General features: G+C 65.6%; 21 protein-coding genes. 9 read left to right on the top strand and 12 right to left on the bottom strand.

Annotated elements, in window-relative coordinates; translation table 11 throughout:
• Positions 1-25: 25 nt before the first annotated feature.
• Genes manD through QFZ36_RS16465 form a run of 9 tightly spaced genes read right to left on the bottom strand, consistent with a single transcriptional unit; the run spans position 26 to position 10,323 of the window.
• Positions 26-1,255 carry a D-mannonate dehydratase ManD gene (gene manD, locus QFZ36_RS16505; RefSeq protein WP_306638037.1) on the bottom strand — a complete coding sequence of 410 codons (1,230 nt, stop codon included), beginning with the start codon at positions 1,253-1,255 and terminating at the stop codon, positions 26-28.
• Positions 1,256-1,260: 5 nt separating this feature from the next.
• Positions 1,261-2,700: a mannitol dehydrogenase family protein gene (locus tag QFZ36_RS16500; protein ID WP_306638036.1), complete on the bottom strand. Its 1,440-nt coding sequence runs from the start codon at positions 2,698-2,700 to the stop codon at positions 1,261-1,263.
• Positions 2,697-4,097 carry a glucuronate isomerase gene (gene uxaC, locus QFZ36_RS16495; protein ID WP_306638035.1) on the bottom strand — a complete coding sequence of 467 codons (1,401 nt, stop codon included), beginning with the start codon at positions 4,095-4,097 and terminating at the stop codon, positions 2,697-2,699. The genes QFZ36_RS16500 and uxaC overlap by 4 nt, the downstream gene beginning before the upstream one ends.
• 4 nt (positions 4,098-4,101) lie before the next feature.
• Positions 4,102-5,007 carry a sugar phosphate isomerase/epimerase family protein gene (locus QFZ36_RS16490; RefSeq protein ID WP_306638033.1) on the bottom strand — a complete coding sequence of 302 codons (906 nt, stop codon included), beginning with the start codon at positions 5,005-5,007 and terminating at the stop codon, positions 4,102-4,104.
• Between the two features lie 4 nt (positions 5,008-5,011).
• On the bottom strand, positions 5,012-6,178 hold the full coding sequence (locus QFZ36_RS16485) for a Gfo/Idh/MocA family protein (RefSeq protein WP_306638031.1): 1,167 nt from the start codon (positions 6,176-6,178) through the stop codon (positions 5,012-5,014).
• Entirely contained in the window at positions 6,175-7,023 is an 849-nt protein-coding gene (locus QFZ36_RS16480; RefSeq protein WP_306638030.1) for a sugar phosphate isomerase/epimerase family protein, read from the bottom strand. The genes QFZ36_RS16485 and QFZ36_RS16480 overlap by 4 nt, the downstream gene beginning before the upstream one ends.
• A 2-nt stretch (positions 7,024-7,025) precedes the next feature.
• Positions 7,026-7,949 carry a carbohydrate ABC transporter permease gene (locus tag QFZ36_RS16475; protein WP_306638028.1) on the bottom strand — a complete coding sequence of 308 codons (924 nt, stop codon included), beginning with the start codon at positions 7,947-7,949 and terminating at the stop codon, positions 7,026-7,028.
• Complete coding sequence (locus QFZ36_RS16470; RefSeq protein ID WP_306638026.1) at positions 7,946-8,959, bottom strand: carbohydrate ABC transporter permease; 1,014 nt, start codon at positions 8,957-8,959, stop codon at positions 7,946-7,948. Before QFZ36_RS16470 ends, QFZ36_RS16475 begins: the two co-directional genes overlap by 4 nt.
• A gap of 5 nt (positions 8,960-8,964) precedes the next feature.
• Positions 8,965-10,323, bottom strand: a complete 1,359-nt coding sequence (locus QFZ36_RS16465; RefSeq protein WP_306638025.1) for an ABC transporter substrate-binding protein — start codon at positions 10,321-10,323, stop codon at positions 8,965-8,967.
• A gap of 207 nt (positions 10,324-10,530) precedes the next feature.
• Between QFZ36_RS16465 and QFZ36_RS16460 the strand changes: the two genes are divergently transcribed.
• The gene (locus tag QFZ36_RS16460) at positions 10,531-11,610 is read left to right on the top strand and encodes a LacI family DNA-binding transcriptional regulator (protein ID WP_306638024.1); all 1,080 of its coding nucleotides are present in this window, start codon (positions 10,531-10,533) and stop codon (positions 11,608-11,610) included.
• Between the two features lie 96 nt (positions 11,611-11,706).
• On the opposite strand, the gene QFZ36_RS16455 is transcribed toward QFZ36_RS16460, so the two are convergent.
• On the bottom strand, positions 11,707-12,051 hold the full coding sequence (locus QFZ36_RS16455; protein WP_306638023.1) for a hypothetical protein: 345 nt from the start codon (positions 12,049-12,051) through the stop codon (positions 11,707-11,709).
• Between the two features lie 232 nt (positions 12,052-12,283).
• On the opposite strand from QFZ36_RS16455, the gene QFZ36_RS16450 reads away from it, so the two are divergent.
• The 5 genes from QFZ36_RS16450 (at position 12,284) to QFZ36_RS16430 (ending at position 15,913) form a co-directional block, all read left to right on the top strand.
• Positions 12,284-12,493, top strand: a complete 210-nt coding sequence (locus tag QFZ36_RS16450) for a hypothetical protein (RefSeq protein WP_306638022.1) — start codon at positions 12,284-12,286, stop codon at positions 12,491-12,493.
• A 71-nt stretch (positions 12,494-12,564) separates the two neighbouring features.
• The gene (locus QFZ36_RS16445; RefSeq protein WP_306638021.1) at positions 12,565-13,632 is read left to right on the top strand and encodes an NAD(P)H-dependent flavin oxidoreductase; all 1,068 of its coding nucleotides are present in this window, start codon (positions 12,565-12,567) and stop codon (positions 13,630-13,632) included.
• Between the two features lie 110 nt (positions 13,633-13,742).
• On the top strand, positions 13,743-14,345 hold the full coding sequence (locus QFZ36_RS16440; RefSeq protein WP_306638020.1) for a hypothetical protein: 603 nt from the start codon (positions 13,743-13,745) through the stop codon (positions 14,343-14,345).
• An 83-nt stretch (positions 14,346-14,428) separates the two neighbouring features.
• Positions 14,429-15,178 (top strand): YcnI family copper-binding membrane protein, encoded by a 750-nt coding sequence (locus QFZ36_RS16435; protein WP_306638019.1) that lies wholly within the window; start codon positions 14,429-14,431, stop codon positions 15,176-15,178.
• Between the two features lie 102 nt (positions 15,179-15,280).
• On the top strand, positions 15,281-15,913 hold the full coding sequence (locus QFZ36_RS16430; RefSeq protein ID WP_306638018.1) for a DUF4232 domain-containing protein: 633 nt from the start codon (positions 15,281-15,283) through the stop codon (positions 15,911-15,913).
• Positions 15,914-16,027: 114 nt separating this feature from the next.
• Here the strand turns inward: QFZ36_RS16430 and QFZ36_RS16425 are convergent, their stop codons facing one another.
• A complete protein-coding gene (locus tag QFZ36_RS16425) occupies positions 16,028-16,489 on the bottom strand; it encodes a DUF4383 domain-containing protein (protein ID WP_306638017.1) in 462 nt (153 codons plus the stop codon).
• Positions 16,490-16,676: 187 nt separating this feature from the next.
• On the opposite strand from QFZ36_RS16425, the gene QFZ36_RS16420 reads away from it, so the two are divergent.
• The 3 genes from QFZ36_RS16420 to QFZ36_RS16410 all read left to right on the top strand — a co-directional run bounded on the left by QFZ36_RS16420 (position 16,677) and on the right by QFZ36_RS16410 (position 24,331).
• Positions 16,677-18,227, top strand: a complete 1,551-nt coding sequence (locus QFZ36_RS16420) for an FAD-dependent oxidoreductase (protein ID WP_306638016.1) — start codon at positions 16,677-16,679, stop codon at positions 18,225-18,227.
• Positions 18,228-18,306: 79 nt separating this feature from the next.
• Positions 18,307-23,508 (top strand): Lhr family ATP-dependent helicase, encoded by a 5,202-nt coding sequence (locus QFZ36_RS16415; protein ID WP_306638015.1) that lies wholly within the window; start codon positions 18,307-18,309, stop codon positions 23,506-23,508.
• Positions 23,501-24,331, top strand: a complete 831-nt coding sequence (locus tag QFZ36_RS16410) for an Fpg/Nei family DNA glycosylase (protein WP_306638014.1) — start codon at positions 23,501-23,503, stop codon at positions 24,329-24,331. The genes QFZ36_RS16415 and QFZ36_RS16410 overlap by 8 nt, the downstream gene beginning before the upstream one ends.
• A gap of 5 nt (positions 24,332-24,336) precedes the next feature.
• Here the strand turns inward: QFZ36_RS16410 and yczE are convergent, their stop codons facing one another.
• Positions 24,337-24,972 carry a membrane protein YczE gene (gene yczE / locus QFZ36_RS16405; RefSeq protein WP_306638013.1) on the bottom strand — a complete coding sequence of 212 codons (636 nt, stop codon included), beginning with the start codon at positions 24,970-24,972 and terminating at the stop codon, positions 24,337-24,339.
• Between the last annotated feature and the right edge of the window lie 20 nt (positions 24,973-24,992).

Genomic DNA, 24,992 nt, shown 5'->3' with positions numbered 1-24,992 from the left:
CCGGTTGCTGCTGTCTTGGAAGTGCTCACCAGTCGTGGACCGTTCCGTCGATGAGGCGGTTGTAGGGCAGGTAGGCCTGCTGGTAGGGGTAGGCGGCTGCGGCTTCTGCGTTGAATTCGACGCCGATGCCCGGTTCGTTGCCCGGGTGCAGGTAGCCGTCCACGAAGGTCATGGACTGGTGGAAGACCTCGTTGGTCTTGTCCGAGTGCTGCATGTATTCCTGGATGCCGTAGTTATGGATGGCCAGGCCCACATGCAGTTGCGCGGCGAAGCCCACGGGCGAGATGTCGGTGGGGCCGTGGAAGCCGGACTTGATCTGGTACTGCGCGGCGAAGTCCATGACCTTCTTCAACGGGCTGATTCCGCCGAAGTGCGTGGACGCTGCCCGGACGTAGTCGATCAGCTGTTCCTTGATCAGGGTCTGGTAGTCGTACACGGTGTTGAAGATCTCCCCGATGGCCAGCGGGGTCGTGGTGTGCTGGCGGACCAGGCGCAGGCCCTCCTGGTTTTCGGCCGGGGTGCAGTCCTCCAGCCAGAACAGGTCATACGGTTCCAAGGCTTTGCCCAGCTTGGCGGCCTGGATGGGCGTCATGCGGTGGTGCCCGTCGTGCAGCAGCGGGATCTCCGGGCCGAACTCGTTCCGGACCGCCTCAAACACCGTCGGCAAGTGACGCAGGTAGGCGCGGGTGTCCCAGTCCTCCTCCACCGGGAATGCGCCGCGCCCGGCGGGCTCGTAGTCGTACCGCTCCCCCGACGCCTGGGCCTGCGCGGCCACCCCGTACACGGCCTTGATCCCGGGGACGGCGGTCTGGATCCGGATCGACTTGTACCCGAGCTCCAGGTGCCCCCGCACGGAGTCAAACAGTGACGGCAGGTCCGCGCCTGAGGCGTGCCCGTACGCGCGCAACCCGTTCCGGGACGCCCCGCCCAACAGCTGGTACACCGGCATGCCCGCCATCTTGCCCTTGATATCCCACAACGCCATGTCCACCGCGGCAATCGCCGCCATCGTCACCGGGCCACGCCGCCAGTACGAGGACCGGTACAGGAACTGCCACGTGTCCTCAATCCGGTGCGGGTCCTTGCCGATCAGCAACTGCGCCACGTGCTCCTTCAAATACGCGGCCACAGCCAGCTCACGCCCGTTCAGGGTGGCGTCACCAATACCGGTCACACCATCCTCGGTAGTGATCCGGAGCGTCACGAAATTCCGGGAGGGACTGGTGACAAAAACGTCTGCTGCGACAATCTTCATGAAATTCAGCTGTTCCTTTCAGGAACCAAGTGGGCGGGTCCGGCCGTGGCGGCGGCGGTGGTTGAGTCTTTGGCGAAGGTACTGCTTTGGCGGGCGACGAGGGCGACGATCCGGGGATCTTCCCCAAGCCCCTCGCTGACAAGATTGAGGAGTGCGGCAATCCTTTCGGCTCCTTGTGCCCGATTCGCAGCGGCGATTGAATCGGACCTCGGATCCTTAAGTTCTTTCTGTTCGGCCACGTAGTCGATCCACGCGGCAAGCATCAGGGAACTGCCGGCACCAGACCGGCCCTGTGACCTTTCAGCTGCGAGGACCGGCACGGCCCTCATCCGGAGCTTCGTGGAACCATCCGCGGCGATCTGGGACAAATTGTGAGCGATCCGTCCGTTGGCAAAACGGGCGCGGAGTGCTTCCAGGTATTCGGGGATGCGCAGGTCCTGTCCGTGCAGGTGCTCCGCGGCTTCGCCCCAGAAGGCCTCCACAGCATTCCTGCAGGACGGATCCTCCAACGCCTGCGCCACGGTGGTGTGTCCCCGCAACTGGCCCGCGTAGGCGAGAAGCGAATGGGCGCCGTTGAGCAACCACAGCTTGCGGTTCTCATACGGTTCGAGGTCGTCCACCACTACGGCGCCGGCGTCCTCCCAGCGGGGCCTGCCCTTCGGGAAATTCCCACTGATGACCCAGTCACGGAAGGGTTCTGCCACCACGGGCGAGCTGTCACGGTATCCGCAGGACTCCTCCACCTCGGCGATGTCGGCTTCGGTGGTCCGCGGGGTGATCCGGTCCACGGACGTGCTGACGAAGCTGACGTTCTTCTCGATCCATCGTGCAAGCCCCGCGTCCCAAGCTTCCGCCAGTCCTGTGATGGCGCGCCGGGCAACCTCTCCGTTACCGGACAGGTTGTCGCAACTAACGACGGCGATCGGTCCGGCAGCGGACTCCCTGCGGGCGGCGAGGGCAGAAACGAGCCGGCCCAGCGGCGTCGTCAGCGTTCCGCCGGCACCGGCTGCGCTTGCCAGGACCGCAAGGTCGCCGGCAAAGCCTGATGCGTCAAAGGAACCGGTGGAGTCCAGCCCGTAAGCCGCTTCCGTGATGGTCAGGGTGACCATCACGGTTTCCGGGGCTGAAACAAGTTCCTGCAGGCGCCGGACGTCGGCGCCGTCAACCGCTTCGACAATGCTTCCAATGACTTCGAAAGCGTCCCCGTCGCCGGAGCGCTCAATGAGAGTGAACAGACCGTCCTGGGCGGCCAGCGCCAGGGCTGCATCCGGCCGCCTCCCCGTGAAAGCGGCGATTCCCCACTCCCCGCCGTCGCCGGCGTGTTGTGTATACCAGGCTTCGTGTGACCGGTGGAATGCTCCAAGTCCAAGGTGGACGATCCGAACCGGAGCCTTTGGCAGGCCGACCTGGGCCCGGTTCAGCCCGGGTACCTTGTTGGCGCTCACAGCTTAAAGACCCTTCTCGGGGAAGAATCCACTATGTCCACGATCAGTTCGTGCGCCCGTTCTTCGCTGATCCGGTGTTCTGCTACCAGTCGTGCCAGGAAGGCTGACTCGATCCGGCGCGACGTATCGTGCCGTGCGGGGATGGAGCAGAACGCCCGGGTGTCATCGATGAATCCCGAGGACCGTGAGAAGCCGGCCGTTTCCGTGACTGCGGAACGGAAACGGAGCATCGCGTCCGGCGCATCCAGGAACCACCAGGGGGCGCCTATGTAGACCGACGGGTAGAAGCCGGCCAAAGGCGCCAGTTCGCGCGAGAACACCGTTTCGTCCAGCGTGAACAGCACCAGGTGGAAATCCTTGGCCGTGCCGAAGTCCTGCAGCAGCGGCCGGATGGCCTCCGTGTAGTTCACGGCGAAGGGGATGTCGTGGCCGGTATCCGCCCCAAAAGCCTCGAAAGTGGGACCGTGATGATTTCGGTACGAACCGGGGTGGATCGTCATGACCAACCCGTCCTCCACTGACATCCGGGCCATCTGGTACATCATGTGGGCTTCGAAGGCTTCACGGTCCTCCGGGGTGGCTTTGCCCGCGCGGGCACGGTCGAAGAGCCGCTCTGCGTCTGACTGATCCAGCTTCAGCGTGGCAGGCGAGCGGACCCCATGGTCGGCAGACACAGCGCCGTTTGCTACGAAATGGCGCCGCCGGGCCTCCAGTGCACTGATGTAACCGGCGTATCCCGAACCACTCGAACCGGCGGCGATGAGGCGTTCCACATTGTCCAGCCAGGCTGGATGGGCAATGTCGAGGTACTTGTCCGGCCGGAAGGTGGGCAGGACGCGGCCGGCGAAGGCCGGGTCCTGCGCCAGCGCTGCGTGGCTGTCCAGGGCGTCCAGCGGATCGTCCGTGGTGGCCAGCACCTCGATGTTGAATTCCTTGAACAGTTGCCGTGGCCGGAAGCCGGGCTCGGCGAGCCTGGCCGAGATTGCGTCGTAGATCCTGTCCGCGTTCTCCGCCGTGGGCTCTTCGTGAAGCCCGAACACATGCTCGAATTCCTGCCGTATCCAGTACCCGGAGGCTGTGCCCTCAAAGGCAGGCCATGCGGCACAAAAGTTGTGCCAGACCTGGCGCGAGCCGGCCGGCGAATCGCCGAGCCCCAACTCCTCCATCGGGACACCGCCGGCGTGGATCAACCGGGTCACGTAGTGGTCCGGTGTGACCAGGAGCGCGGCCGGGTCGGGAAACGGCAGGTTGTTTTCGATGACCCCTGCATCCACGTGACCATGCGGAGAGATGATGGGCAGGCCGGCTACGAGGTTGTAAAGGGAACGGGCTATCTCCCGCACGCCAGGTTCTGCCGGCAGGAGCCGGTCGGGGTGTGCTGCTATCGACTGCGCCATGGTCTCAACGCGCTCCGGCGCCTGCGGTGAGCCCGGCGAGAGCCGCCGTACGCCGCAGGTAATCAAGATTGCCGGCCGTCCGTTCGGCCAAGGGAAGCTCTGTGGAAAAGTCTTCCACTGTGACCCAGCCGTCGTAGCCATGGGCAGCCAGCGCCTTGAAGTATTCCAGGACGCTCCCCTGTCCGGATTGCAGCGGCGCCCACTCGTTCCGGAACACTGCGGCGCCGGATTCGTCAGTCGCATCCTGACGTGTCCACACGGCGTTCTTGACGTGGATGTGGGCCAGGTACTCCCCCAGAAGTTCGAAGGCCGGAAGGTAGTCTTCCTGGCCCTCGATCAGCAGATTGCCGAGGTCGTGGATGACCCCGACGTGCTTGGGGTCCAGGCCTTCCACCAGGCGCCGGGCAGAAGAAGCAGACGCAGTGATGGTGCGGTGGTGCAGTTCCACCAGCGCTTTGACGCCATGGTGGGCGGCGCGTTCAGCCACCCATTCGAAGTCACGTCGGGCCGCCTCGAACAGGACAGGATAGGCAATCCCGCTGGGCTTTTCGCCTCCCCATTCCGCCGTCCCCAGCGGAAGGGTGGTGACACGTACCTGGCCCGCTCCCAGTGCTGCCGTTGCGGCCAACATGCGATCGACGTCGGCATGGTTGTCGCACCGCGCATAGCCGCCCAGACCGGAGAACTCCAAGCCGGCGTCGCGGGTGATAGTGGCTACCCGCTGAAGGTTGTCTTCAAGGCCTGTCAGGGGGACGGTCGCCTTGTTTCCGGCCCAGAAACCGGCCTCAGCCGCCTCGGCCTGGTCCGTGATCCGCCACTCTATTCCGTCCCAGCCCTGGGCCGAAAGGTGGCTGACCGCTTCTTCGGGAGTCCAGTCAGGTGTGGAGGCTGTGAAAACTGAGAATTTCATGGCTTCAGGCGCTTTCTGCCGCAGTGTTGCCCGTGCGGACTTCGAGGTCGTTGTACTTGCCGGCCAGGACATCGTCGAAAAGTACTGCCTGGTTGAGCGTCGCTGACACGTAGACCGCCCGCACGGTGGCGAGGGCATTGACGGCGTCGCTGACGGTGACTCCGGGCTGGCGGCCTTCGGTGATGGCGGTGATGATGTCGCGGTACTGGCGTATATGCCCCGCGGGATACACGGTGGGATCTTTGGCCTCGTAATCCTCTGCGGGGTACTTTGCCAGTTCTTCCGAGGCCTGGTTTCCCCCGCCCTGCAGCCCCATGTCTGCGGAAACGCCGCCGGCGTCCCTGGTGTGGAAATAGTGCAGCTGATCGTTGTCCACCACTGCGGAGCCTTCCGACCCCATCAGCTGGACCCGAACGGTCAGGCCGGGGTAGGCGGCTGTCGTGGCGTGCAGCACGGCCATGCCGCCGTTCTCGAAGGTTACGGTAGCCACGGCGGTGTCCTCCACCTCGATGCGTTCGTGTGCCAAACGCGCGGTGTGTGCGTGGATCTCCACCGGCCGGCCCATGAACCACAGCAGCAGGTCAACCGTGTGGACGCCCTGGTTCATCAGGGCTCCGCCGCCGTCCATGGACCACGTGCCGCGCCAGTCACCGGAATCGTAGTACGCCTGGCCGCGCCACCACGCGACCGAGGCTATGGCCGAGGTCAGCCTCCCAAACCGTCCTTTGGCGACAGCGTCTGCCACAGCAACGCTGGCTTGGTCAAACCGGTGCTGGCTGATCACCGAGGCGACGATTCCCCGGCTCGCGGCCTCGTTTGCGGCAGCCTCAATTTCCTGTGCCCGGCTCAGGTCTACATCCAGCGGCTTTTCGATGACGACGTGCTTGCCGGCCGCAAGGACTTCAAGACCCTGCTGGATGTGCAATCCGCTGGGGGTGGCCAAAGCCACCAGGTCAATGTCGGTGGCAGCAAAAGCCTCTTGCAGGGACGCATGCACCGAGGGCCTCGGGCGGCCGCTCTTTTGGATGAAGTCAGCAAGGGATTCAGCGGCATCCGGGATCGCGTCCACGAGCGCGACGATGGTGGCTCCAGGAAACTCATGCAGGGCGGCCGCATGGGTTCGGCCAATGACGCCACAACCCGTGATGGCGACCTTCAATATCTCACTCATACTGTCTGGACTCCTGCTTCTGATGTGACTTTTGCAAATGCGCGGGCAGCGATGCCGAACGCTGTGGGGCCGGAGAATCCGCCGAGGCCGTGGGCTCCCGCGAGGTGCGGCTCCAGGGAGGCGAAGCCGGTGAAGCCGTCCGCCTTGAGCGCTTCCACGGTCCGCTGGACATCGCCGTCGCCCTCCCCTGCGGGAACGACATGTCCATTGGAAAAGAGCGCGTCCTTGACCTGCAGGTACTCCAGGTGCGGGCGCAGCTTTTCATAGGCCTCATCAAACGGCTTGACGCCCACCTGCACGAAGTTGGCTGCGTCCCATGCCACTTTCAAGGCCGGCGAATTGACGCTTTCGATGATGTCCAGCACACGGTCCGGGACATCCCCGAAGATATCCTTTTCGTTTTCGTGCAGCAGAACCACACCTTCCTGTTCGGCGACGGCGGCGAGCGCGCGCATACGTTCGATGACTGCATCGCGGATGCTGTCCACAGGAACGGATTCGCCGTAGTAGAAGGAGAAAATGCGGATGTATTTTGCATCCAGGACCTTGGCGGCATTGACCGCACGGCGCAGGCGCTCCACTTCATGCTCCACGGGAAGGCTGACATCCACCTTCCCGATCGGCGAAGCGATCGCGGAAACCCGCATGGCTTTCTCGTCGAGCAACTTGGCCAGGGCGGCGAGCTGGTCTTCGGACAGGTCCACGATGTTCGTGCCCCACGCGCTGCGCACCTCAATGTAGCTCGCGCCGAGCGCCTGCAGGACGGCGATCTGCACGGCAGGGTCGTCGTCGATCTCGTCGCCGAACCCGGACAGGGCCCACGAGGTTTGGGTGGCTGAAACCATGGTTATTTAACTCCTCCGGCGGTGAGCCCGCCAACTAGATAACGCTGGAAAATCAGGTAAAGAATGACCACGGGAGCGGCGCATACCAGTGCTGACGCCATCATCTGGCCGTAGAACGGGATGGCGCCGCCCTCCTGGGAGGCACCGAAGATTTGCAGGGCTACGGCGGCGGTCTGGCTTTCCGGCCGGGTCATGACGGAGGCAAACAGGACGTCGTTCCATCCCAGGAGGAAAGCGAAGATGCCGGAGACCACGATGCCGGGCCAGCTCAGGGGCAGGACGATCTTGAACAGGACACCGAGGTTGCTGGCGCCGTCGATCTTGGCCGCTTCTTCAAGTTCCTTGGGAAGCCCGCGCAGGTAGGTGACCATCACCCAGGTGGAGAACGGCATGGCGAACGTCAGGTAGGTCACGAAGAGTCCCCACTGCGTCCCGATGACCTGGATGCCCAGATATGTTGACGCCGACGAGAACAGCACGAAAACGGGAAGGACCATCAGGGTCCCTGGCACTGACTGCAGTGCAAGGAGCCCGCGCAGGATAGTGAGCCGGCCCCGGAAACTGTAGCGGACCAGGACGAACGCGGTCGAAACCGACAGGGCTGCCGAGACAACCGCCGTCGTACCTGCCACCAAAACGCTGTTGGCCAGCCCGGTAGCAAGGCCGACGCTGGTCCAGATCTTCGAGTAGTTCTCAAGGGTGAAGCTTGACGGCCAGAATTCGCCGTTGGCGACGCCGATGTCCGAGTTCACCGACGCCAGGAAAATGTACAGGACGGGAATCAGGACCAGGGCGCCCAGGAAGACCAGGATGATGGCAAGCAAGGGTCCCGGGAGCAACCGCAGGACTTCGTGCTGGCGCCTTGAACCCGGACGGGGAAGGTCCGCGGTTGCCGTACTCCGCCGGGTGGCTGTCGAGGTGCTCATTTCTTGGCTCCTGGTGTTTCTGCGTCGTCGAGTTTGACAGCACGGAGGTAGACGAACAGCGGGATGGCAATCAGTACCAGGGAGATGAAGGCCATGGCCGCGCTCAAGCCGAACCGGAAGCTCTGGAAACTGGTGACATACGTAAGGATGGGCAGGACTTCCACGTCAGCCGGGGCCGGGACACCGAACAGGACGAATGGCAGCGTGAAGTTGTTGATGTGGTGCAGCATTCCAATCAGGAAGGCGAGCGACAGGGGCCCCTTCAGGTAGGGGAACACGACATACCGGAGCTTGTTCCACCACAGGGCGCCGTCTAGAGCCGAGGCCTCGTGCACCTCATGGTCCACGGCCTGGAGTCCTGAGAGCGCCAGCAGGTAAATGAACGGCCACGATGCCCAGATCTGGACCAGTACCAGGGTCCAGAATGTCTGTGGCCCGTTCAGCCAGAGTCCGACGTCGATCCCCACCGTTCCGAGGGCCCTGTCCACGATGCCGTCAGGCTGCAACATGGTGCGCCACACCGTTGCCACAACGAACGAAGGCAGGACGTACGGAATCAGGAAAATTGACCTGATGACGGCCCGTCCCTTGAAGGCGTTCTGGGTTGCTACAGCCGCAGCGATGCCCAGCGGAAGCGTGACCACCATAGCGAGCAGTGAGTAGCTGACACTCAGCCAGACAGAGTGCAGGAGCGGAGAACTGGTCATTGCTTCAACGAAGTTTTCAACTCCGATGAACGGCGCGCTGACCCATTTGCGCAACGTGTACTGGTCCAGGTTGAGGGCGGACATGAAGATGCCCAGCAGGAGGGGCACCACGATGATGATGATCATCAGGACCCCGCCAGGGATCAGCATCCAGAGTGGCCGGTTGCGTTCGCTCAGGCCTTTGCGGCGCGGGCTGCTCTGCCCGTTGGGCTCCTGGCTGGAAACGTCAGCGGCCGAGCGGGCCGCCCGGCTTGCGGCGGACTCCGCCGCAAGCCGGACTTCGTTGGAGGCGTCAGTTGACATGGGACTTATCCCTTGGAGGCCCGGTCCAGGGAGGCCTGGCCCTTGTTCTGTGAGTCCTTGATCCTTGACTCGAGGGCCGCTTCGTCCACCTTCCCGGCGGCCAGGTCCGGAACGGACTGGACCGTGACGTTGAGGAGGCCAAGTTGCATGTCACCCCATGCACCGGTGAAAGGCGTCGCCTTGGACTTCCCGGCAGCCTCGGCCAGCGGCTTGAGCTTCGGGTCGGTCAGAGTTGCAAGAGCTTCTGCGTTGGCGGGAAGGTCGCCGAAAATCTTCTGGTAGTTCAGCTGCTCGTCCTTGGAGGTGATCAGCTTGATGTAGGCGAAGGCGAGGTCCTTTTGCTTTGAGTAATCGGCAACCACGATGTTGTCGCCGGAGAGGATGCTTGCGGCATCGCCGTCAGACTTGGACTTCGTCTCACCCGGGGCGATAGTGGGCATCAGGGCGTATTCGTATTTGCCGGCCACTTCCGACTTGTCCAGGGTGGGAATGGAACTGGAAGTGGTCATCATCAGGTAGCCGGCCTTACCGCTTGCGAAGGCTGCTACGGCATTGCTGTTGCTCCAGCCCACCGAAGCCGGGTCCACCACCTTGTCTTCGGTCAGCCAGCCGAAGTAGGTCTCGTAGGCCTTCTTCACGGTGGGGTCATCCAGCTTGAACTTGTTTCCGTCCACCAGGGGGTTGCCGGCCTGGACAGACATGGCCCAGATGAACTTCCACGGGTCGAAGTTGTCCTTGTAGCCTGTGGCGATGCCGAAGGTGCCGTCCTTGGTCATTTTCTTGGCCTGTTCGGCAAGCTCGTCCCAGCTGGTGGCGGGCTTCTCGATGCCGGCCGCTGCCAGCAGGTCCTTGTTATAGGCCATCACGAAGGGACGGCTGACAAAGGGAATGCCGGCCTGGTGATCCTTATCCGGTCCGGAGATACCCAGCGCGGCCGGGTTGAAACGGTCTTTGCCGCCGACAGCCTTCCAGTCATCGTCGGAAAGGGTGACAAAGGCCTTAGTGGCATAGGCGGTGGGGGTAAAGGTGGTGCCGAGGCTGTAGACGTCCGGGCCTTGGCCCGATACTACGGAGGTCTGGATGCGGGTGAGCTCATCGTTGGCGGACGCGAAGGTTTCAAACTTCACGTCGGCCCCGGTTTCAGCCTTGAACTTGGCGGCAATGTCACTCTGCCACTGCTTCTGCTGTTCGGGATACTGGCTCAGCACGTTCACGAGGACGTTCAGGGTCTTGCCCGTTCCGTCCACTTTCCCATCCGCGTTTGTGGCAGTGCCAGTGGTTCCTGAGCCGCCACCGCAGCCTGTCAATGCCAATGCCGCAGCCGTAACGATTGCTGCGAGCCCTGAAGACGATGTAAACCTCATTGTTTTCTCCTCTTGGACACCCACATGGCCACAACGTCAAGTGGCGCATATCACTGCAGGCGATTCGGGACTCAGTCTAGGAACAAGGCAACGGTTGCGGCAAGCGGTTGCCAAAAGTTGCCAAAAGATGTTCTATTGAAGACACGTTCCGCTTCCGGGACGCCTCTCACCCCCTGACCGGCGCTGGCCGGGCGAAAGGAATGGGCCATGGCCTCGGCTACAGCTGGATCGGGGGCGGCACGGGATTCACCTGGACGCACCGGCCAGGAAAAGGTGCCCACCATCCGGGACGTTGCCCAGCTCGCAGGGGTAGCAACGTCGACGGTTTCCCGGGCACTGTCCAAACCGGACCGCGTAAACCGCCATACCAGGGAAAGGATCGAAGAAGCAGCGGCACAATTAAATTACGTGCCAAGCTCCCAGGCCCAGGGACTCAGCTCAGGGCGCACTAATGCGGTCGCCGTCCTCGTGCCTGACATCACCAACCCGTTCTACTTCGACATCATCCGCGGCACCCAGCACCAGCTCAAGGCTGCGGGATACACACAACTCCTTGTGGATACGGAAGAGTCCAACGAGATGGAGCTTGAAGCTCTTCACAAGATGCGACGTTCTGCCGACGGCTTTATCCTTGCAGCTTCCCGCCTGACGGACCAGCAACTGACCGAGGTGTCTGAGACCCAGCCGCTGGTGACAATCAACCGGGCGTCCACCAGCGCTCCCACAGTGGTGATAGACACACCGTCGGCCGTTGTACAGGCCCTGGAGCACCTGGCCTCACTGGGCCACCACCGGGTTTGCTATGTCAGTGGTCCGCCAACGTCCTGGTCCAATCGGATGCGTTGGAACGTCTTTGAGGAGGAGTCCGCGCATCGAGGCATGGAGACGCACCGCATCGGCCCCTTCACTCCGAAGACGACGTCCGGTGCGGCGGCGGCAGATGCTGCGGTGCGAACCGGGGCCACCGCGTGCATTGTGTTCAATGACCTGCTGGCGATCGGGATGCTCCAACGGCTTCGCGAGCGGGGTATCCGCGTCCCCGAAGACATCAGCATCATCGGATCTGATGACATCTTCGGCGCAGACTTTTGCAATCCCCCGCTGACCACCATCGCCAGTCCCATCGAACAGGCAGGCCGGGTGGCTGTGTCAATGCTGCTTTCCCAGCTGAATCCCGTTCCGGGCCGCTCCGGCCGCCAGCTTGCGGTCATGCCCACACACCTGACCATCCGGGCGTCCACAGGGCCCGCGCCTGCATCACGCCCGCGGACACATGATCCGGCTTGACCGACCCGCCTTGAGGTGGATCGCGAAGGTGTCATCGGCAGGACGTGGGGAAGCCCCGGCGGCGCTGGCCGCCGGGGCTTCCCTCGTCTGGGTCCGCTAGAGCCGGTCCGTCTGGTCCTCGCCCTTGTGGCCCGTTCCGCGCAGGTTCTCCTGGACCTTGCCGAACAGATCCTTGATGGTGGATTCGGCGTTGGTGAGGACATCCACGGGCAGGTAAACCTCGTGCGTGAGCGGGAGGTCGTATTCATCCTTCAAGTGGGTGCCGTTCCCCACTCCGTCCAGGGACAGGTAAACCATGGCCTCCGTCCGTGCGATTCCAGCGATCTTGCCAAAGACAACGGTGAACTCGTTCGGCTGGAAGCTGATGGTCTGGCCAATGTGGCTGCGGCCAAGGTCACCGGCGGTAACGGCCTTTTCCTGCTGGCTGCGGGTGTGTTCCATAACTACTCCTCAGGGTCGCCGACATCTACGCCAGCAGTCTAGCCCCGCCCCGATCGCCGGGTACACCTCCTCAACCGGGACGCCGAAGGGTTGGAGCCGTGCACAAAGTCCCGGCAACGGGCGTGGCCACTCCTCCATTGAAGGGCGCTGCGCCCGGCCGGTTTGATGGAGGGACCGGCACAACCGGCCGGATCAGCAGGATCTGCAACCAAAGAAAGAAAGCGTGGCTTCGATGATGAATCGCGTCAAAGGCCCGGGCCGCTGGGAAGACGTACAGGTGGGCGAACCCGTGGAACTGAGCAGGAACGGCCTGCCGGCCTATGCCGGACTGGTGGATGACCGCACTGCGGACGGGGAGGTGGTGTGGGTCAGTACGCCTGTGGGAGGCCGGCGCCTCTTCCACATCTCTGACGGGTATGACCTCGCGGCTGCAGGGTCATAACCGGCTTGGGCGCAGCGCCGCTGGCTGGAAGACTGGGTCCACGCCAGCAGTAACACCTCCAGGAGCCTGCCATGACAACACATCAACCTTTCGCCAGCTCCAACCGGCTCACGAACCTCCTGGGCCTTGAAGCGCCCGTGGTCCTCGGCCCGTTCGGCGGAGTCTCCTCGGTGGCACTCACCGCGGCAGTGAGCGACGGCGGCGGGCTGGGTTCCTTCGGTCTCTACGGGTACGACGGCGCCGCCATCCGAAAGACGGCAGCCGAACTCCGCGCGGCCACGGGTAAGCCGTTTGCCCTGAATCTGTGGGTTCCCAACGGCACCGAAACCAACGCCGTTCCACAGGAAGACTTCGAAAGATACACCGCCGCCCTGAAACCGTACTTCGAGGAACTGGGCATCCCCCTGCCCGACATGCCGGCCCGGTACATGCCGGACTACGGCGAACAGGTGGAAGCGGTGCTGGAGGCACGTCCCGCCGTCGTCAGCTTTGTCTTCGGTGTGCCTGCGGCGGATGTTGTGGAGGAAGCCCACAGCCGCGGCATCAAGGTAGCCGGCACCGCCACCACCGTTGCCGAAGCAGTGGCGCTGGAGGCTGGCGGTGTTGACGCGGTGGTGGCCAGCGGCCTAGAGTCCGGCGGCCACCGGGTGTCCTTCCTGAAGCCCGCGGAGGAGTCGCTGATAGGTACGTTCGCGCTTGTCCCCCAGGTGGCCGACGCCGTTTCCATCCCCGTCATCGCCGCCGGCGGAATCGCGGACCGCCGCGGTTTCACTGCCGCCAGGGCACTCGGCGCCGATGCTGTCCAGGTGGGGACGGCATTCCTTGCCACGCAAGAATCCGCCGCTGTGCCCGCTTACCGTGACGTGCTCCGCAGCCCCGCTGCTGCCCATACAGTGCTGACCCGCACCCTCAGCGGCCGGTTGGCCCGCGGCATTCCCAACCGGATCATTGGCGCGCTCGAAGAAGCCGGCACGGTGGCCCCGTTTCCGGTACAGAACTGGCTGACGGGACGGTTCCGTCCGCAGGCTGCCGCCCTCGGGAACACGGACCTGATGTCCCTGTGGGCCGGCCAGTCGGCGCCGCTGCTCCGGCACGGCACCGCGGCAGACGTGCTGGCCGAACTGCTGGCCGGAGCCTGACCTGACCGGTGATCACCGGTAGAATCTGAACGGTATCTGACCGGGCGCCGCCTGCCCGCGCCCGGATTCGGAACCGGGAGGGAGGATCCGTGCAAACGCAGCGTCCACGCGTGCCCTTCCACCTCCTCCGCGCGTCCGCCGTGGCCACCGTCATCCTGGCGCTCGCCTCCGGTGCCCACCTTGCCGGCGGCGGGGAACTGCCCGCCCCCGCCATCCTGCTGGCAGTCCTGGCACTGACCGCCCTCGGCAGTACTGCCGCCACCCGCCGGCGGCTCGGGTTCCGGGCCATGGCCGCCCTGCTGGGCGGCGGGCAACTGGCGCTGCACGAGCTGTTTACGGCCTTCGGTTCCCCCGGCACCATAAATCCAGCTGCGGCCGTACTTCATCCCGGACATCGGGCCGGGGCTGACGTGCTGGCTTCGGCGGTGGTCCACGTCCACGCCGCGGAAGGTACAACCCTGCCCCTGATGGTGGCTGCGCACGCCCTGGCAACGCTGGCTTGCGCGCTCCTGCTGGCCAAGGGCGAAGCAGCCCTGTGGACACTTGCCGCCTGGCTGCGGCCGCTGGCTGCCCTCCCCGGCGCCGTGGCGCCCGACGCTGTCCCGCCGGTTTTCGCCTCCTTTCCCGCCACCGCTGCCCCGCGGCGTCCCTGGCGGAACCTCAGGCAGGACAGCCGGCGCGGCCCGCCTTCCGCCGTCGTAATTTCCCGCTAGAAACCGCCCCGCACGCCGGCGGCGGCACCCCATACTTTTGCGCGCCCGTTCGACTTCCGGGGGCGCACCGGAAAGGCAACGCCATGAACAACCCAGCACTTCGCCGTACCCTGCAAACAAGCGCCGCCACCGCAGGCGCTGCAGCCCTGCTGCTCGCCGTTGCGGGCGGGGCTTCGGCACATGTCGGTGTGACGCCGGACAAGACCGATGCCAACTCGTACGCCCTGCTGACCTTCGCGATTCCGCACGGCTGCGACACCTCAGGCACCACCAAAGTGGCCATCACGCTGCCGCAGGAACTCAACGATGCCCAGCCCACTGTCAATCCCAGCTGGAGCGTGGAGAAGGTCACCGAACAGCTCGCCGAGCCCAGGAAACTGGCTGACGGCACGTCCATCACAAAACGGACCAGCCAGATCGTCTACACCGCCAAGGCGCCCCTGGCCCACGAACTCCGCGATGCCCTGGTGCTCTCCGTGAAGCTCCCGGACGCGGCCGGCAGCACGCTGTACTTCCCCACCCTCCAGAGCTGCGAAACCGGGCAGACGGACTGGTCGGAAATCGCCAAGGACGGCCAGGACCCGCACTCCCTGAAAGCTCCGGCGCCCTCGATCACCGTCACCGGGGCAGCCGGCACCGGACACGGGGACACCGCTGCAACCTCTCACTCCAACCCCTCCCCGTCCACCGAACAGGCTGCGGTGACGGACAGCGGGGCGGACGCCCGCAGCTGGGCGGGCCTGGCAGCCGGCATCGGCGGCCTGGCGCTCGGAGGTGCGGCGTACTTCCGCAGCAGCGCACGCCGCAAGCCTTCGGCGGAGGCAGCCCGGTAGGGAAGGGCCTTGATGCCCGGATCATCACGATCCGGGCATCAAATCGGCGCGCCACCTCGCCGCATCGTTGACGCGGCCCACCACTGCCGCGAAGGTGGTGCCATGAGGTCTCAGCGAATTTCACACGGGCTTGCCATCACGACGACGGCCGCGGCCGCCGCACTGCTGCTTAGCGGGTGCGGCCCCAGCCAGCCGCAATCATCGACGACGACGCCGCCGGGCACCAGTTCCGCCAGCCCCGGCGCAACATCCGCGTCGCCGGCCCAGTCCGCACCGCCGTCGGCAACTGCCCCGGCGACCGCTCCCCCGGCAGGACCGGGACTCTGCAAGGCAGCCAGCCTCTCCGCGGCCACCGATGCGTCCGGCGGCGGGGCCGCAGGCAGCGTCTACATGAAGCTCAACCTCACCAACACCGGTTCCGAACCGTGTGTCCTCCGGGGTTTCGCCGGCGTATCCCTGGCCGCCGATGCTGCCGGGGCCCCCATTGGCGCGCCGGCCACCCGCGACGAAACCACCGCGCCTGCCGATGTTTTGCTGGCACCCGGCCAGGCGGGCACGGCCGTCCTGCGCTACACGCAGGCCGGAAACTATCCCGACTGCGCCATGGTGGACGCCGCCGGCTACCGGATTTACCCGCCGGAGGACACAGCATCGCTGTTCCTGCCCCAGCCCACCAAGGCCTGCAGCAACGCGGAGATTACGCTGCTGGCCATTGGGGCTTTCCAGCCGGCTTAAGGTTCCGGAACAACGTTCGTGAGTAAAGACAGCTGCAGGCGGTCCGGCAAGTGCCGGGCCGCCTGCAGCTTAATTCCGCCCTTCGGGCGGTTGGTGAACTGGTGGGCTGTCTTACTAATGAGCCGTGGTGGCACGGCCGGCACGTGCGGTGCCGCGGGACAGTGCCAGGCCCAGGCCGATCATGCCCACGCCCAGGACGAAGTGCAGCCAGTTGTCCGCAGTGTTCACCGGGACGAAGTTTGCCGGCGTGTCATGGCCGATCAGCAGGCCGTAGAGCCAGAGGACGAGGTAGATGGCGCCACCCACCACCAGGTAGTTCCTCGACTGTGCAGCGTTGCGGGCCAGGGCGATGCCGGCTACGCCAAAGAGCAGGTGGACGATGTTGTGAAGTATGGACACCTGGAAGATGCCCAGGAGCAAAGCGTCAGAATCGTGGCCGGCGAATCCCAAGGTTTCATAATTGCTGGTGATGCCCGGGATGAACCCGAGGACGCCCACCAGGAGGAACACTGCGCCCACTGCAAGGGTTGCTTTTTGGATGTTGGTACGGCCTGCGGTGCGACCGTCCGAACTCATGCTCGTCATGATTACTCCTGTTGTCGTTTACGTTCACATCATGGCTGCCGGGTTGCGCCTGAACCATCGACTTAAACACCGACATCATAAGTATACTTAGCAAATATGCCACGCATAGATCATGCCGATAACAGACACATCACAAAACGGCCCGCCAGGGCCCGGACCAAAGGCAGGCTGAACTGGGATGACGTCGATTTGGTTGGACGGCCGGGAAGCATTCACTTCTGACCCCTTCGAGCCCGGAGGCACTTACGACACCGTAGTGGCGGGGGCCGGGCTCACCGGCCTGGTGACCGCGCTCCTGCTGGCCCGTTCCGGGCAGAACGTCCTGGTGCTGGAGGCACGGTTCCCCGGCGCGGTGACTACCGGGAACACCACCGCCAAACTGACGCTGCTGCAGGGGACTTTCCTGTCCCGGCTGTCCGGCCAGTACTCGCAGAAGCAGGTCCAGGCATACGTGGACGGCAACCGGGAAGGCCAGGCCTGGCTCCTGCGGTACCTCGACGAGCACAACGTCCCCTACCAGGTCCGGGATGCCTATACGTATGCGGCTTCCGCGCAGGGCACCGAGAAACTGCGCGAGGAAGTCAGCGCCGCCTCCACCGCCGGGCTGGACGTGGAATACGTGCGCGACGCCGGCCTGCCGTTCCCTGTCCACGGGGCCGTACGCCTCGCGGACCAGGCGCAGATCCATCCTGTCGACGTGCTGGACACCCTCGTGGCCGACATCCGCAGCCGTGGCGGTTCCGTGGTGGGCGGGGTCCGGTTGCAGGATGTCACCGGCGGCCGCCCTGCCACGGTCCACACGGACCGCGGCACCGTCACCGCAAACGAAGTGGTGCTGGCCACCGGCATCCCCGTGCTGGACCGCGGGATGTACTTCGCCAAGCTGAAGCCGAGCCGCTCCTACGCGGCCGCACTGCAGCTGCAGGAGGACCAGGCCCCGCCCCCGGGAATGTACATCTCAGTGGAACAGCCCACGCATTCCCTGCGGGACTACGAGACGGACGGCCGCAGGCTGCTGCTGGTGGGCGGCCACGGCCACCACGTGGGCCGGGCGAGGTCCGAAAAACACCACCTTGGGAGCCTCCTCGACTGGGCCGGCCAGCAGTACCCCGGCTCGCAGGTGACCCACACCTGGTCCGCGCAGGATTACATGGCAGTCAATCTGATGCCCTTCTTTGGCAAGCTGCCCCGGGGCAAGGGCCACGTCTACTTCGGCACAGGGTACAACAAGTGGGGCATGACCAACGCCGTCGCCGCTTCTTTGGGAATTGCTGCGGACATCCTGGGCGGGCATGTGCCGTGGGCTGACACCATCCACCACCGTGTCACGTCCCCGGCCGGCGCTTTCTCAGCCATTTCCCTCAATGCCGGGGTGGCGGCCAAGCTGGCTTCCGGCTGGGGGCAGCTCGCTGCCGAAGGGCTGAAAACCGAGGGTGCCAAGGTCCTGAAAAAGGACAAAGACCAGTTGCCGGCACCGCCCGCCCCCGTGGTCCCGGAGGACGGCCAAGGGCAGGTATACCGTGAGGGCACCCGTCCGGTTGCCGTCTCCACCGTGGACGGAACCACCTGCAAGCTGTCCGCCGTCTGCACGCACCTGGGCGGGATCGTGCACTGGAACGACAGCGAACAGACCTGGGACTGCCCGCTCCACGGCTCCCGCTTCAGCAACGAAGGAAAGCTCCTTGAGGGGCCGGCCACCAGGAACCTCCCCGCCGCAGGGAAGGGTTGAGCAGCCGCGCACGCCAGCCCGGTGTCAGGGCCGGCCGGAAGCCGGGTGGGCTGTCAGTGGGTTAGGGCATGATGGAGGCATGCAGCAGGAACAGGGCTCGACGCCGGGCGGGACCTCAGTCTCCACGCCCATGGGGCAGTTCAGCAGGCCCACCCGCGAGTGGTTCCTCGGCGCCTTTTCAGAGCCGACTCCTGCCCAGTACGGTGCATGGCAGGCCATCTCTTCGGGCTCGCATGCGCTGGTGGTTGCCCCCACCGGCTCGGGCAAAACCCTGGCGGCGTTCCTCTGGGCTTTGGACCGGCTGCTGGCAGCAGGATCCGCCTCGCCGGAAATCCCCATCCCTGCCGTCCCGGAGCCGGAGGCACCCGCGAAAGGAAGGCGTCCCGGGGCCCCCAAACGGAAAACCCGCGTCCTGTACATCTCCCCCTTGAAAGCACTGGGCGTGGACGTGGAGCGGAACCTGCGCTCGCCGCTCATCGGCATCACCCAGACCGCCAAGCGGCTCGGGCTTCCCGCACCCTTAATTACGGTGGGCGTACGGTCCGGTGACACCACCGCAGCAGATCGCCGCGCGCTGCTGAGCACCCCGCCGGACATCCTGATCACAACACCGGAATCGCTGTTCCTGATGCTCACCTCCCGCGCCCGCGAAACCCTCACCGAGGTGGACACCATCATTATCGATGAGGTCCATGCCGTAGCCGGGACCAAGCGCGGCGCCCACCTCGCCGTCTCGCTGGAGCGGCTGGATGCGCTCCTGCCCGCACCGGCACAGCGGATCGGACTCTCCGCCACCGTTGAACCCAGGGAACTGGTAGCCCAATTCCTTGCCGGGACCGCGCCGGTGGAAATCGTTGCGCCGCCCGCGAAGAAGAACTGGGACCTTACCGTCTCCGTCCCCGTTGAAGATATGTCAGACCTCCAGGGCGCCGCCGGCGCCTTCGATTCCGGTCCCGCGTCCGGGCTGCAGCCCCAGGCGTCCATCTGGCCGCATGTGGAGGAAAAAATCGTGGACCTGGTGCTGGCCAACCAGTCCACCATTGTTTTTGCCAACTCCCGCCGCCTGTCCGAACGGCTCACCGCGCGGCTCAACGAGATCTACGCCGAACGGCAACTGGTGGCGGCGGGCGGCGGCTGGGACGATCCCGCGCCGCAGCAGGCAGCACCCGGCGTTCCCGCGTCCACGGCTACTCCCGCGCACCTGATGGCGCAGGCGGGAAGCTCGGCCGGGGCGGATTCGGTGCTGGCGCGCGCACACCACGGCTCCGTCTCCAAAGACCAGCGGGCCCTGATTGAGGACGACCTGAAGTCCGGCCGGCTGCGGTGCGTTGTGGCCACCTCGTCACTGGAACTCGGCATCGACATGGGTGCGGTGGACCTGGTGGTGCAGGTGGAATCGCCCCCATCGGTGGCCAGCGGCCTGCAGCGTGTGGGCCGTGCCGGGCACCAGGTGGGCGAAGTTTCCCAAGGTTTCCTCTTCCCGAAGCACCGCGCAGACCTGGTCCACACGGCCATCACTGTGGAACGTATGCTGGCGGGAAAAATCGAGCGCCTCAGCATTCCAGCCAATCCCCTGGACATCCTCGCCCAGCAGACCGTGGCCGCCACGGCTCTGGGCAGCATAGAAGTTGAGGAATGGTTCGCCACCATCCGGCGTTCAGCCCCGTTCGCGTCCCTCCCCCGGTCGGCGTTCGAGGCCACGCTTGACCTGCTGGCCGGCCGCTATCCGTCTGACGAGTTTGCCGAGCTGCGCCCCAGGATCATCTGGGACCGCAACGCAGGCACCATCGAAGGCAGGCCGGGAGCCCAGCGCCTGGCCGTCACTTCCGGCGGCACCATCCCGGACCGCGGGCTTTTCGGCGTCTACATTATCGGCACCGAGGGGGAGGGGACCTCGTCCCCTTCCACGGACGGCAAGCCCGCGCCTGCGCCCAAGGGCGGCCGCCGGGTGGGCGAGCTGGACGAGGAGATGGTGTACGAATCCCGTGTCGGCGACATCTTCGCCCTCGGTGCCACGAGCTGGAAAATCGAGGACATTACGCACGACCGCGTACTCGTTTCCCCCGCGTTCGGCCAGCCTGGAAAGCTGCCCTTCTGGAAGGGCGATTCCCTCGGCCGGCCGGTGGACCTGGGCCGCGCCCTGGGCGCGTTCGTCCGCGAACTGTCAGCGTCCGACGTCAGCCCCGCCACCGAGCGCTGCAAGGCCAGCGGCCTGGACGACTTCGCGGCCAACAACCTCATCCAATACCTCAGCGAACAGAAACAGGCCACCGAGGTGGTCCCCAACGACACCACCCTGGTGGTGGAACGGTTCCACGACGAACTGGGCGACTGGCGGGTGATCCTGCACAGCCCCTTCGGGATGCCCGTGCACGCTCCGTGGGCGCTCGCCGTGGGCCAGCGGCTGCACCAGCGGTACGGCCTGAACGGCTCCGCCATGGCCGCCGACGACGGGATCGTGCTGCGGGTGCCCATGATGGAGGACGAGCCGCCCGGCGCCGAACTGTTCCTGTTTGATCCGGAGGAGCTGGAGCAGATTGTCACCGCGGAAGTGGGCGGCAGCGCGCTCTTCGCCTCGCGCTTCCGTGAATGCGCGGCGCGGGCCCTGCTGCTGCCGCGGCAGACCCCTGGCAAGCGGCAGCCGTTGTGGCAGCAGCGGCAGCGGTCCGCCCAGCTGCTGGATGTCGCCAGGAAGTACCCCACGTTCCCCATCGTGCTGGAGACAGTTCGGGAATGCCTGCAGGACGTCTACGACCTTCCCGCGCTGAAGGACATCGCAGCGTCCGTGGAGCGGCGCGAGCTACGGATTGTCCAGACCACCACCTCGCAGCCCTCGCCCTTCGCCAAGTCGCTCCTGTTCGGATATGTCGCCCAGTTCCTTTACGAGGGTGATTCACCGCTCGCGGAGCGGCGGGCTGCTGCCCTGGCCCTGGATTCCACGCTCCTGAACGAACTGCTGGGCCGCGTCGAACTGCGGGAGCTGTTGGACGCCAAAGTCATCGAGGCCACTGAGCGGGAGTTGCAGCGCCTGGCGCCGGACCGCCGTGCGCGCGGGCTCGAGGGCGTCGCCGACCTGCTGCGCCTCCTTGGCCCATTGGCGCCGGCGGAAGCAGCCGCCCGGCTGGAACCGGCGATTGAGCCTGGCGAAACCAAGCCTGCCCAAACCCAGCCCCCGGTGGTTGAGCCCGCCCAAACCCAGCCCTCGGTGGTTGAGCCCGTCGAAACCTGGCCCGCTGAACCTGAGGCCGACCCCCGGCAAGCCGATACCGCCCACGCCAGTACTGAATCAGCCACCGCCCACTTGCTTGCCCTGCAGCGCGCCAACCGCGCCATCAAGGTCAACATCGCCGGCGTGGAACGGTTCGCCGCGGTTGAGGACGCCGCCCGGCTTCGGGATGCCATCGGGGTGCCCCTGCCCATGGGGGTTCCGCTCGCGTTCATCGAGCCCGTGGCGGATCCTTTGGGCGACCTTGTATCCCGTTACGCACGGACCCACGGACCTTTCACGGCGGCCGAAGCGGCAGCCCGCTTGGGCCTGGGCGTGGCCGTGGTAACGACTGCCCTGAAACGCCTGGCAGCGGACGGCCGGGTGGTGGAAGGCGAGTTCCGGCCCCATGCGGGCGATTCACCGGCACCCGAAATACCGGCACTGCATGCACCGGCACCTGAAGCGCCCGCTGAAACAGGTCAGCCTGTTGCACCAACGGCTGATACCCAAAGCACTGAAACCCCGGGCTCAGAAATACACGGCGCTGATACCCAAAGCACTGAAACCCCGGGCTCAGAAATACACGGCGCTGATCCACAACGCCCCGAAGCACACCATCACACCAGCATTAGTGAGTGGTGTGATGCCGAGGTGCTCCGCAAGCTGCGGCGGCGGTCTTTGGCGGCCTTGCGTGCCGAGGTGGAACCGGTGGACGGGTCCGCCTACGGCCGGTTCCTGCCTGCATGGCAGCACGTCCGGACTCCCGGCGGCGGCCGCGGGCAACCGGCGCTCCGCGGGCTGGACGGCATCGTCACTGCCATCGACCAGCTCTCCGGAGTTCCCGTTCCCGCCTCAGCCTGGGAGCCCCTGGTCCTGGCCAGCCGGGTGTCCAACTATCAGCCCGCCATGCTCGACGAACTCATGGCCGCCGGCGAGGTTCTCTGGTCCGGAGCAGGCGCCTTGCCCGGAAACGACGGGTGGATCAGCCTGCACCTGGCCGATTCGGCGGAGCTGACCCTGAACCCGGCCATCGGCTACGAACCAGGGGACGCCCAGTTGCGGCTCCTGGAACACCTGCGCAACAACGGCGGCGGCTACTTCTTCCGGCAGCTGACGGACGTCGCCGGGGGGATGGACTCCGTCCTTAACGACCAGGAAGTTGTTACCGCCCTGTGGGACCTGGCATGGGCCGGCCGCATCACCGGTGACACCTTCGCGCCGGTCCGGGCCCTGATCGCCGGCGGACATACCGCACACCGGCAGGTTGCCCGCGCTCCGCGCGCCCGTGCCCCTCGCCTGAGCCGGCTGGGCCGCTCCCATGGGACGGGGCTGATGGGTTCGGCAGGCCTGGGCAGTGGCCGCTACGGCTCGTCCTCAGCTGCAGTGGCCACACCGCCTATGGCGGCAGGCCGCTGGTCCGCGCTTCCGCAGCCCGAGCTGGACCCCACCATCCACGCGCGCGCCACCGCAGAGCTCCTGCTGGACCGCTACGGCGTGGTAACCCGCGGTTCAGTGATGGCGGAACAGATCCTCGGCGGATTCGGCCTGATGTACAAAGTCCTGGCCCGGCTGGAGGAAGCCGGCCGCTGCCGCCGCGGCTACTTCATCGAACACCTGGGCGCGGCTCAGTTCGCCGTCCCGGCAACGGTAGACCGCCTGCGTTCGTATTCGGAGGACAGCCAGCTCGCCAAGCCCGAACCCGTTGCCCTCGCCCTGGCTGCCACCGATCCCGCCAACCCCTATGGTGCGGCCCTCCCCTGGCCCGCCCAGCACGACGACGCCGGAACCGGGCACCGCCCCGGGCGCAAGGCCGGGGCCCTCGTGGTGCTGGTGGATGGTGCGCTGGTCCTCTACGTGGAACGGGGCGGCAAAACCCTGCTGGCCTTCAGCGACGACGACGCCGTCCTGGCCGCGGCCGGTTCCGCGCTGGTAGGTGTGGTGACCCGCGGCGCCGTGGACAAGCTGATCATGGAGAAAGTGAACGGGCACGGGATCCTGGATACGCCGGTTGCTGCCGCCCTCAGCGCGGCCGGCGCCTACTCCACCCCCAAGGGGCTGAGGGTCCGTGCCTGAGGGCGATTCGGTCTGGCGCGCAGCCAACCAGCTGCACCAGGCACTGGCAGGGCAGAAGCTGATTGCCTCGGACTTTCGTGTTCCCCGCTTCGCCACGCTGAACCTGGCGGGATGGACCGTGGCCGAAGTGGTGCCCCGCGGCAAGCACCTGCTGATGCGGGTGGTAAGCCCGGAGGACAAGAAACTCACCATCCACTCGCACCTCAAGATGGAGGGCGCCTGGCAGGTCTATCCGCCCGGTGGCAGGTGGCGTAAACCCGGGTTCACGGCCCGGTGCGTGCTGCGCACCCCCGTGGCGGACGCCGTCGGCTTCTCCCTTGGGGTTGTGGAAGTGGTGGCCACGTCAGAGGAGGACTCCATCGTGGGGTTTCTGGGCCCGGACCTGCTGGGTCCGGACTGGGACCTGGACGAGGCAGAACTTCGGGTCCGGGCGGCTCCGGACGTCCCCATCGGGGTGGCACTTTTGGACCAGCGCAACCTCGCCGGGATCGGCAACATCTACCGCTGTGAAACCTGTTTCCTGTCCGGCGTGCATCCGGCCACACCCGTGTCCGCCGTGGAGGATGTCCGCACCATGATGACCGACGCGAAGCAGCTGCTTGAGGTCAACCTCGGTTCCGGCCGCCGTGTCACCATCCTCAATCCCAAAGGAATGCCGGTCGGGAGGATGGCAGGGCGGCCGGGCTACTGGGTTTACGGCCGGGAGCACCGGGCCTGCCTCAAGTGCGGAACCCCAATACAGCGCGGCGCCCTCGGTAAACCCAACGGCGAGGAAGAACGGGACATCTACTTCTGCCCGCGCTGCCAGCCACTTCTGTCATAGCAGTATCAGCCCCGGACGCTGGTGCCGGCATCCTGATGGTCGTGCTGATCAGGTTCGGGCAGGGCTGCGGGCACCATGAACACCGGCAGCAACAGCTGGACCAGGGGTCCAATAGCGAGGGCATAGACCACCGTCCCCACTCCCACCGAGCCGCCCAGGAACCAGCCGACGGCCAGGACAACAACCTCAATCAAGGTCCGGGACAAACGGACGGACCAGCCGGTGCGCCGTGCCAGCCCGGTCATCAATCCGTCGCGGGCGCCGGGACCGAACCGCGCGCCGATGTAGCAGGCGGAGGCAATCCCGTTGAGCAGGACGGCGCCTGCGAGCATGCCGATCCGGCCACCCAAGTGGGAGAAGACCGGGATCAGGGCAAGGCCGATGTCCGCGAAGACGCCCACCAGCACAGCGTTGCACAGCGTGCCGAACCCGGGCCGCTGGCGCAGTGGAATCCACAGCAGCAGCACCAGGAAGCTGACGATGATGACCACCACGCCGATGCTAAGCCCGGTCCTGCCGGCCACGCCCTGGTGGAAAACATCCCACGGGTCCAGGCCGAGCCCGGCGCGGATGAACATCGCGAGGGAAGTGCCGTACATGGCGAGGCCGATAAAGAGCTGGAGGAGTCTGCGGGGCAACATGCTCCCAAGTCTGCCGAAGA

It is taken from the genome of Pseudarthrobacter siccitolerans (assembly GCF_030823375.1).
GTDB classification, from domain to species: domain Bacteria; phylum Actinomycetota; class Actinomycetes; order Actinomycetales; family Micrococcaceae; genus Arthrobacter; species Arthrobacter siccitolerans_A.
Note: the sequence above shows the minus strand (reverse complement) of the source record. Positions and strands in the feature narration are given on the sequence as shown.

What these genes read in the sequence shown, in the direction of transcription:
- QFZ36_RS16455 (WP_306638023.1), bottom strand. Translation starts at nt 12,051, where the DNA reads ATGGAACACACCCGCAGCCAGCAGGAAAAGGCCGTTACCGCCGGTGAC.
- yczE (WP_306638013.1), bottom strand. Translation starts at nt 24,972, where the DNA reads ATGTTGCCCCGCAGACTCCTCCAGCTCTTTATCGGCCTCGCCATGTAC.
- QFZ36_RS16465 (WP_306638025.1), bottom strand. Translation starts at nt 10,323, where the DNA reads ATGAGGTTTACATCGTCTTCAGGGCTCGCAGCAATCGTTACGGCTGCG.
- uxaC (WP_306638035.1), bottom strand. Translation starts at nt 4,097, where the DNA reads ATGGCGCAGTCGATAGCAGCACACCCCGACCGGCTCCTGCCGGCAGAA.
- QFZ36_RS16420 (WP_306638016.1), top strand. Translation starts at nt 16,677, where the DNA reads ATGACGTCGATTTGGTTGGACGGCCGGGAAGCATTCACTTCTGACCCC.
- QFZ36_RS16430 (WP_306638018.1), top strand. Translation starts at nt 15,281, where the DNA reads ATGAGGTCTCAGCGAATTTCACACGGGCTTGCCATCACGACGACGGCC.
- QFZ36_RS16445 (WP_306638021.1), top strand. Translation starts at nt 12,565, where the DNA reads ATGACAACACATCAACCTTTCGCCAGCTCCAACCGGCTCACGAACCTC.
- QFZ36_RS16425 (WP_306638017.1), bottom strand. Translation starts at nt 16,489, where the DNA reads ATGAGTTCGGACGGTCGCACCGCAGGCCGTACCAACATCCAAAAAGCA.
- QFZ36_RS16470 (WP_306638026.1), bottom strand. Translation starts at nt 8,959, where the DNA reads ATGTCAACTGACGCCTCCAACGAAGTCCGGCTTGCGGCGGAGTCCGCC.
- QFZ36_RS16460 (WP_306638024.1), top strand. Translation starts at nt 10,531, where the DNA reads ATGGCCTCGGCTACAGCTGGATCGGGGGCGGCACGGGATTCACCTGGA.
- QFZ36_RS16485 (WP_306638031.1), bottom strand. Translation starts at nt 6,178, where the DNA reads ATGAGTGAGATATTGAAGGTCGCCATCACGGGTTGTGGCGTCATTGGC.
- manD (WP_306638037.1), bottom strand. Translation starts at nt 1,255, where the DNA reads ATGAAGATTGTCGCAGCAGACGTTTTTGTCACCAGTCCCTCCCGGAAT.
- QFZ36_RS16480 (WP_306638030.1), bottom strand. Translation starts at nt 7,023, where the DNA reads ATGGTTTCAGCCACCCAAACCTCGTGGGCCCTGTCCGGGTTCGGCGAC.
- QFZ36_RS16435 (WP_306638019.1), top strand. Translation starts at nt 14,429, where the DNA reads ATGAACAACCCAGCACTTCGCCGTACCCTGCAAACAAGCGCCGCCACC.
- QFZ36_RS16450 (WP_306638022.1), top strand. Translation starts at nt 12,284, where the DNA reads ATGATGAATCGCGTCAAAGGCCCGGGCCGCTGGGAAGACGTACAGGTG.
- QFZ36_RS16415 (WP_306638015.1), top strand. Translation starts at nt 18,307, where the DNA reads ATGCAGCAGGAACAGGGCTCGACGCCGGGCGGGACCTCAGTCTCCACG.
- QFZ36_RS16490 (WP_306638033.1), bottom strand. Translation starts at nt 5,007, where the DNA reads ATGAAATTCTCAGTTTTCACAGCCTCCACACCTGACTGGACTCCCGAA.
- QFZ36_RS16475 (WP_306638028.1), bottom strand. Translation starts at nt 7,949, where the DNA reads ATGAGCACCTCGACAGCCACCCGGCGGAGTACGGCAACCGCGGACCTT.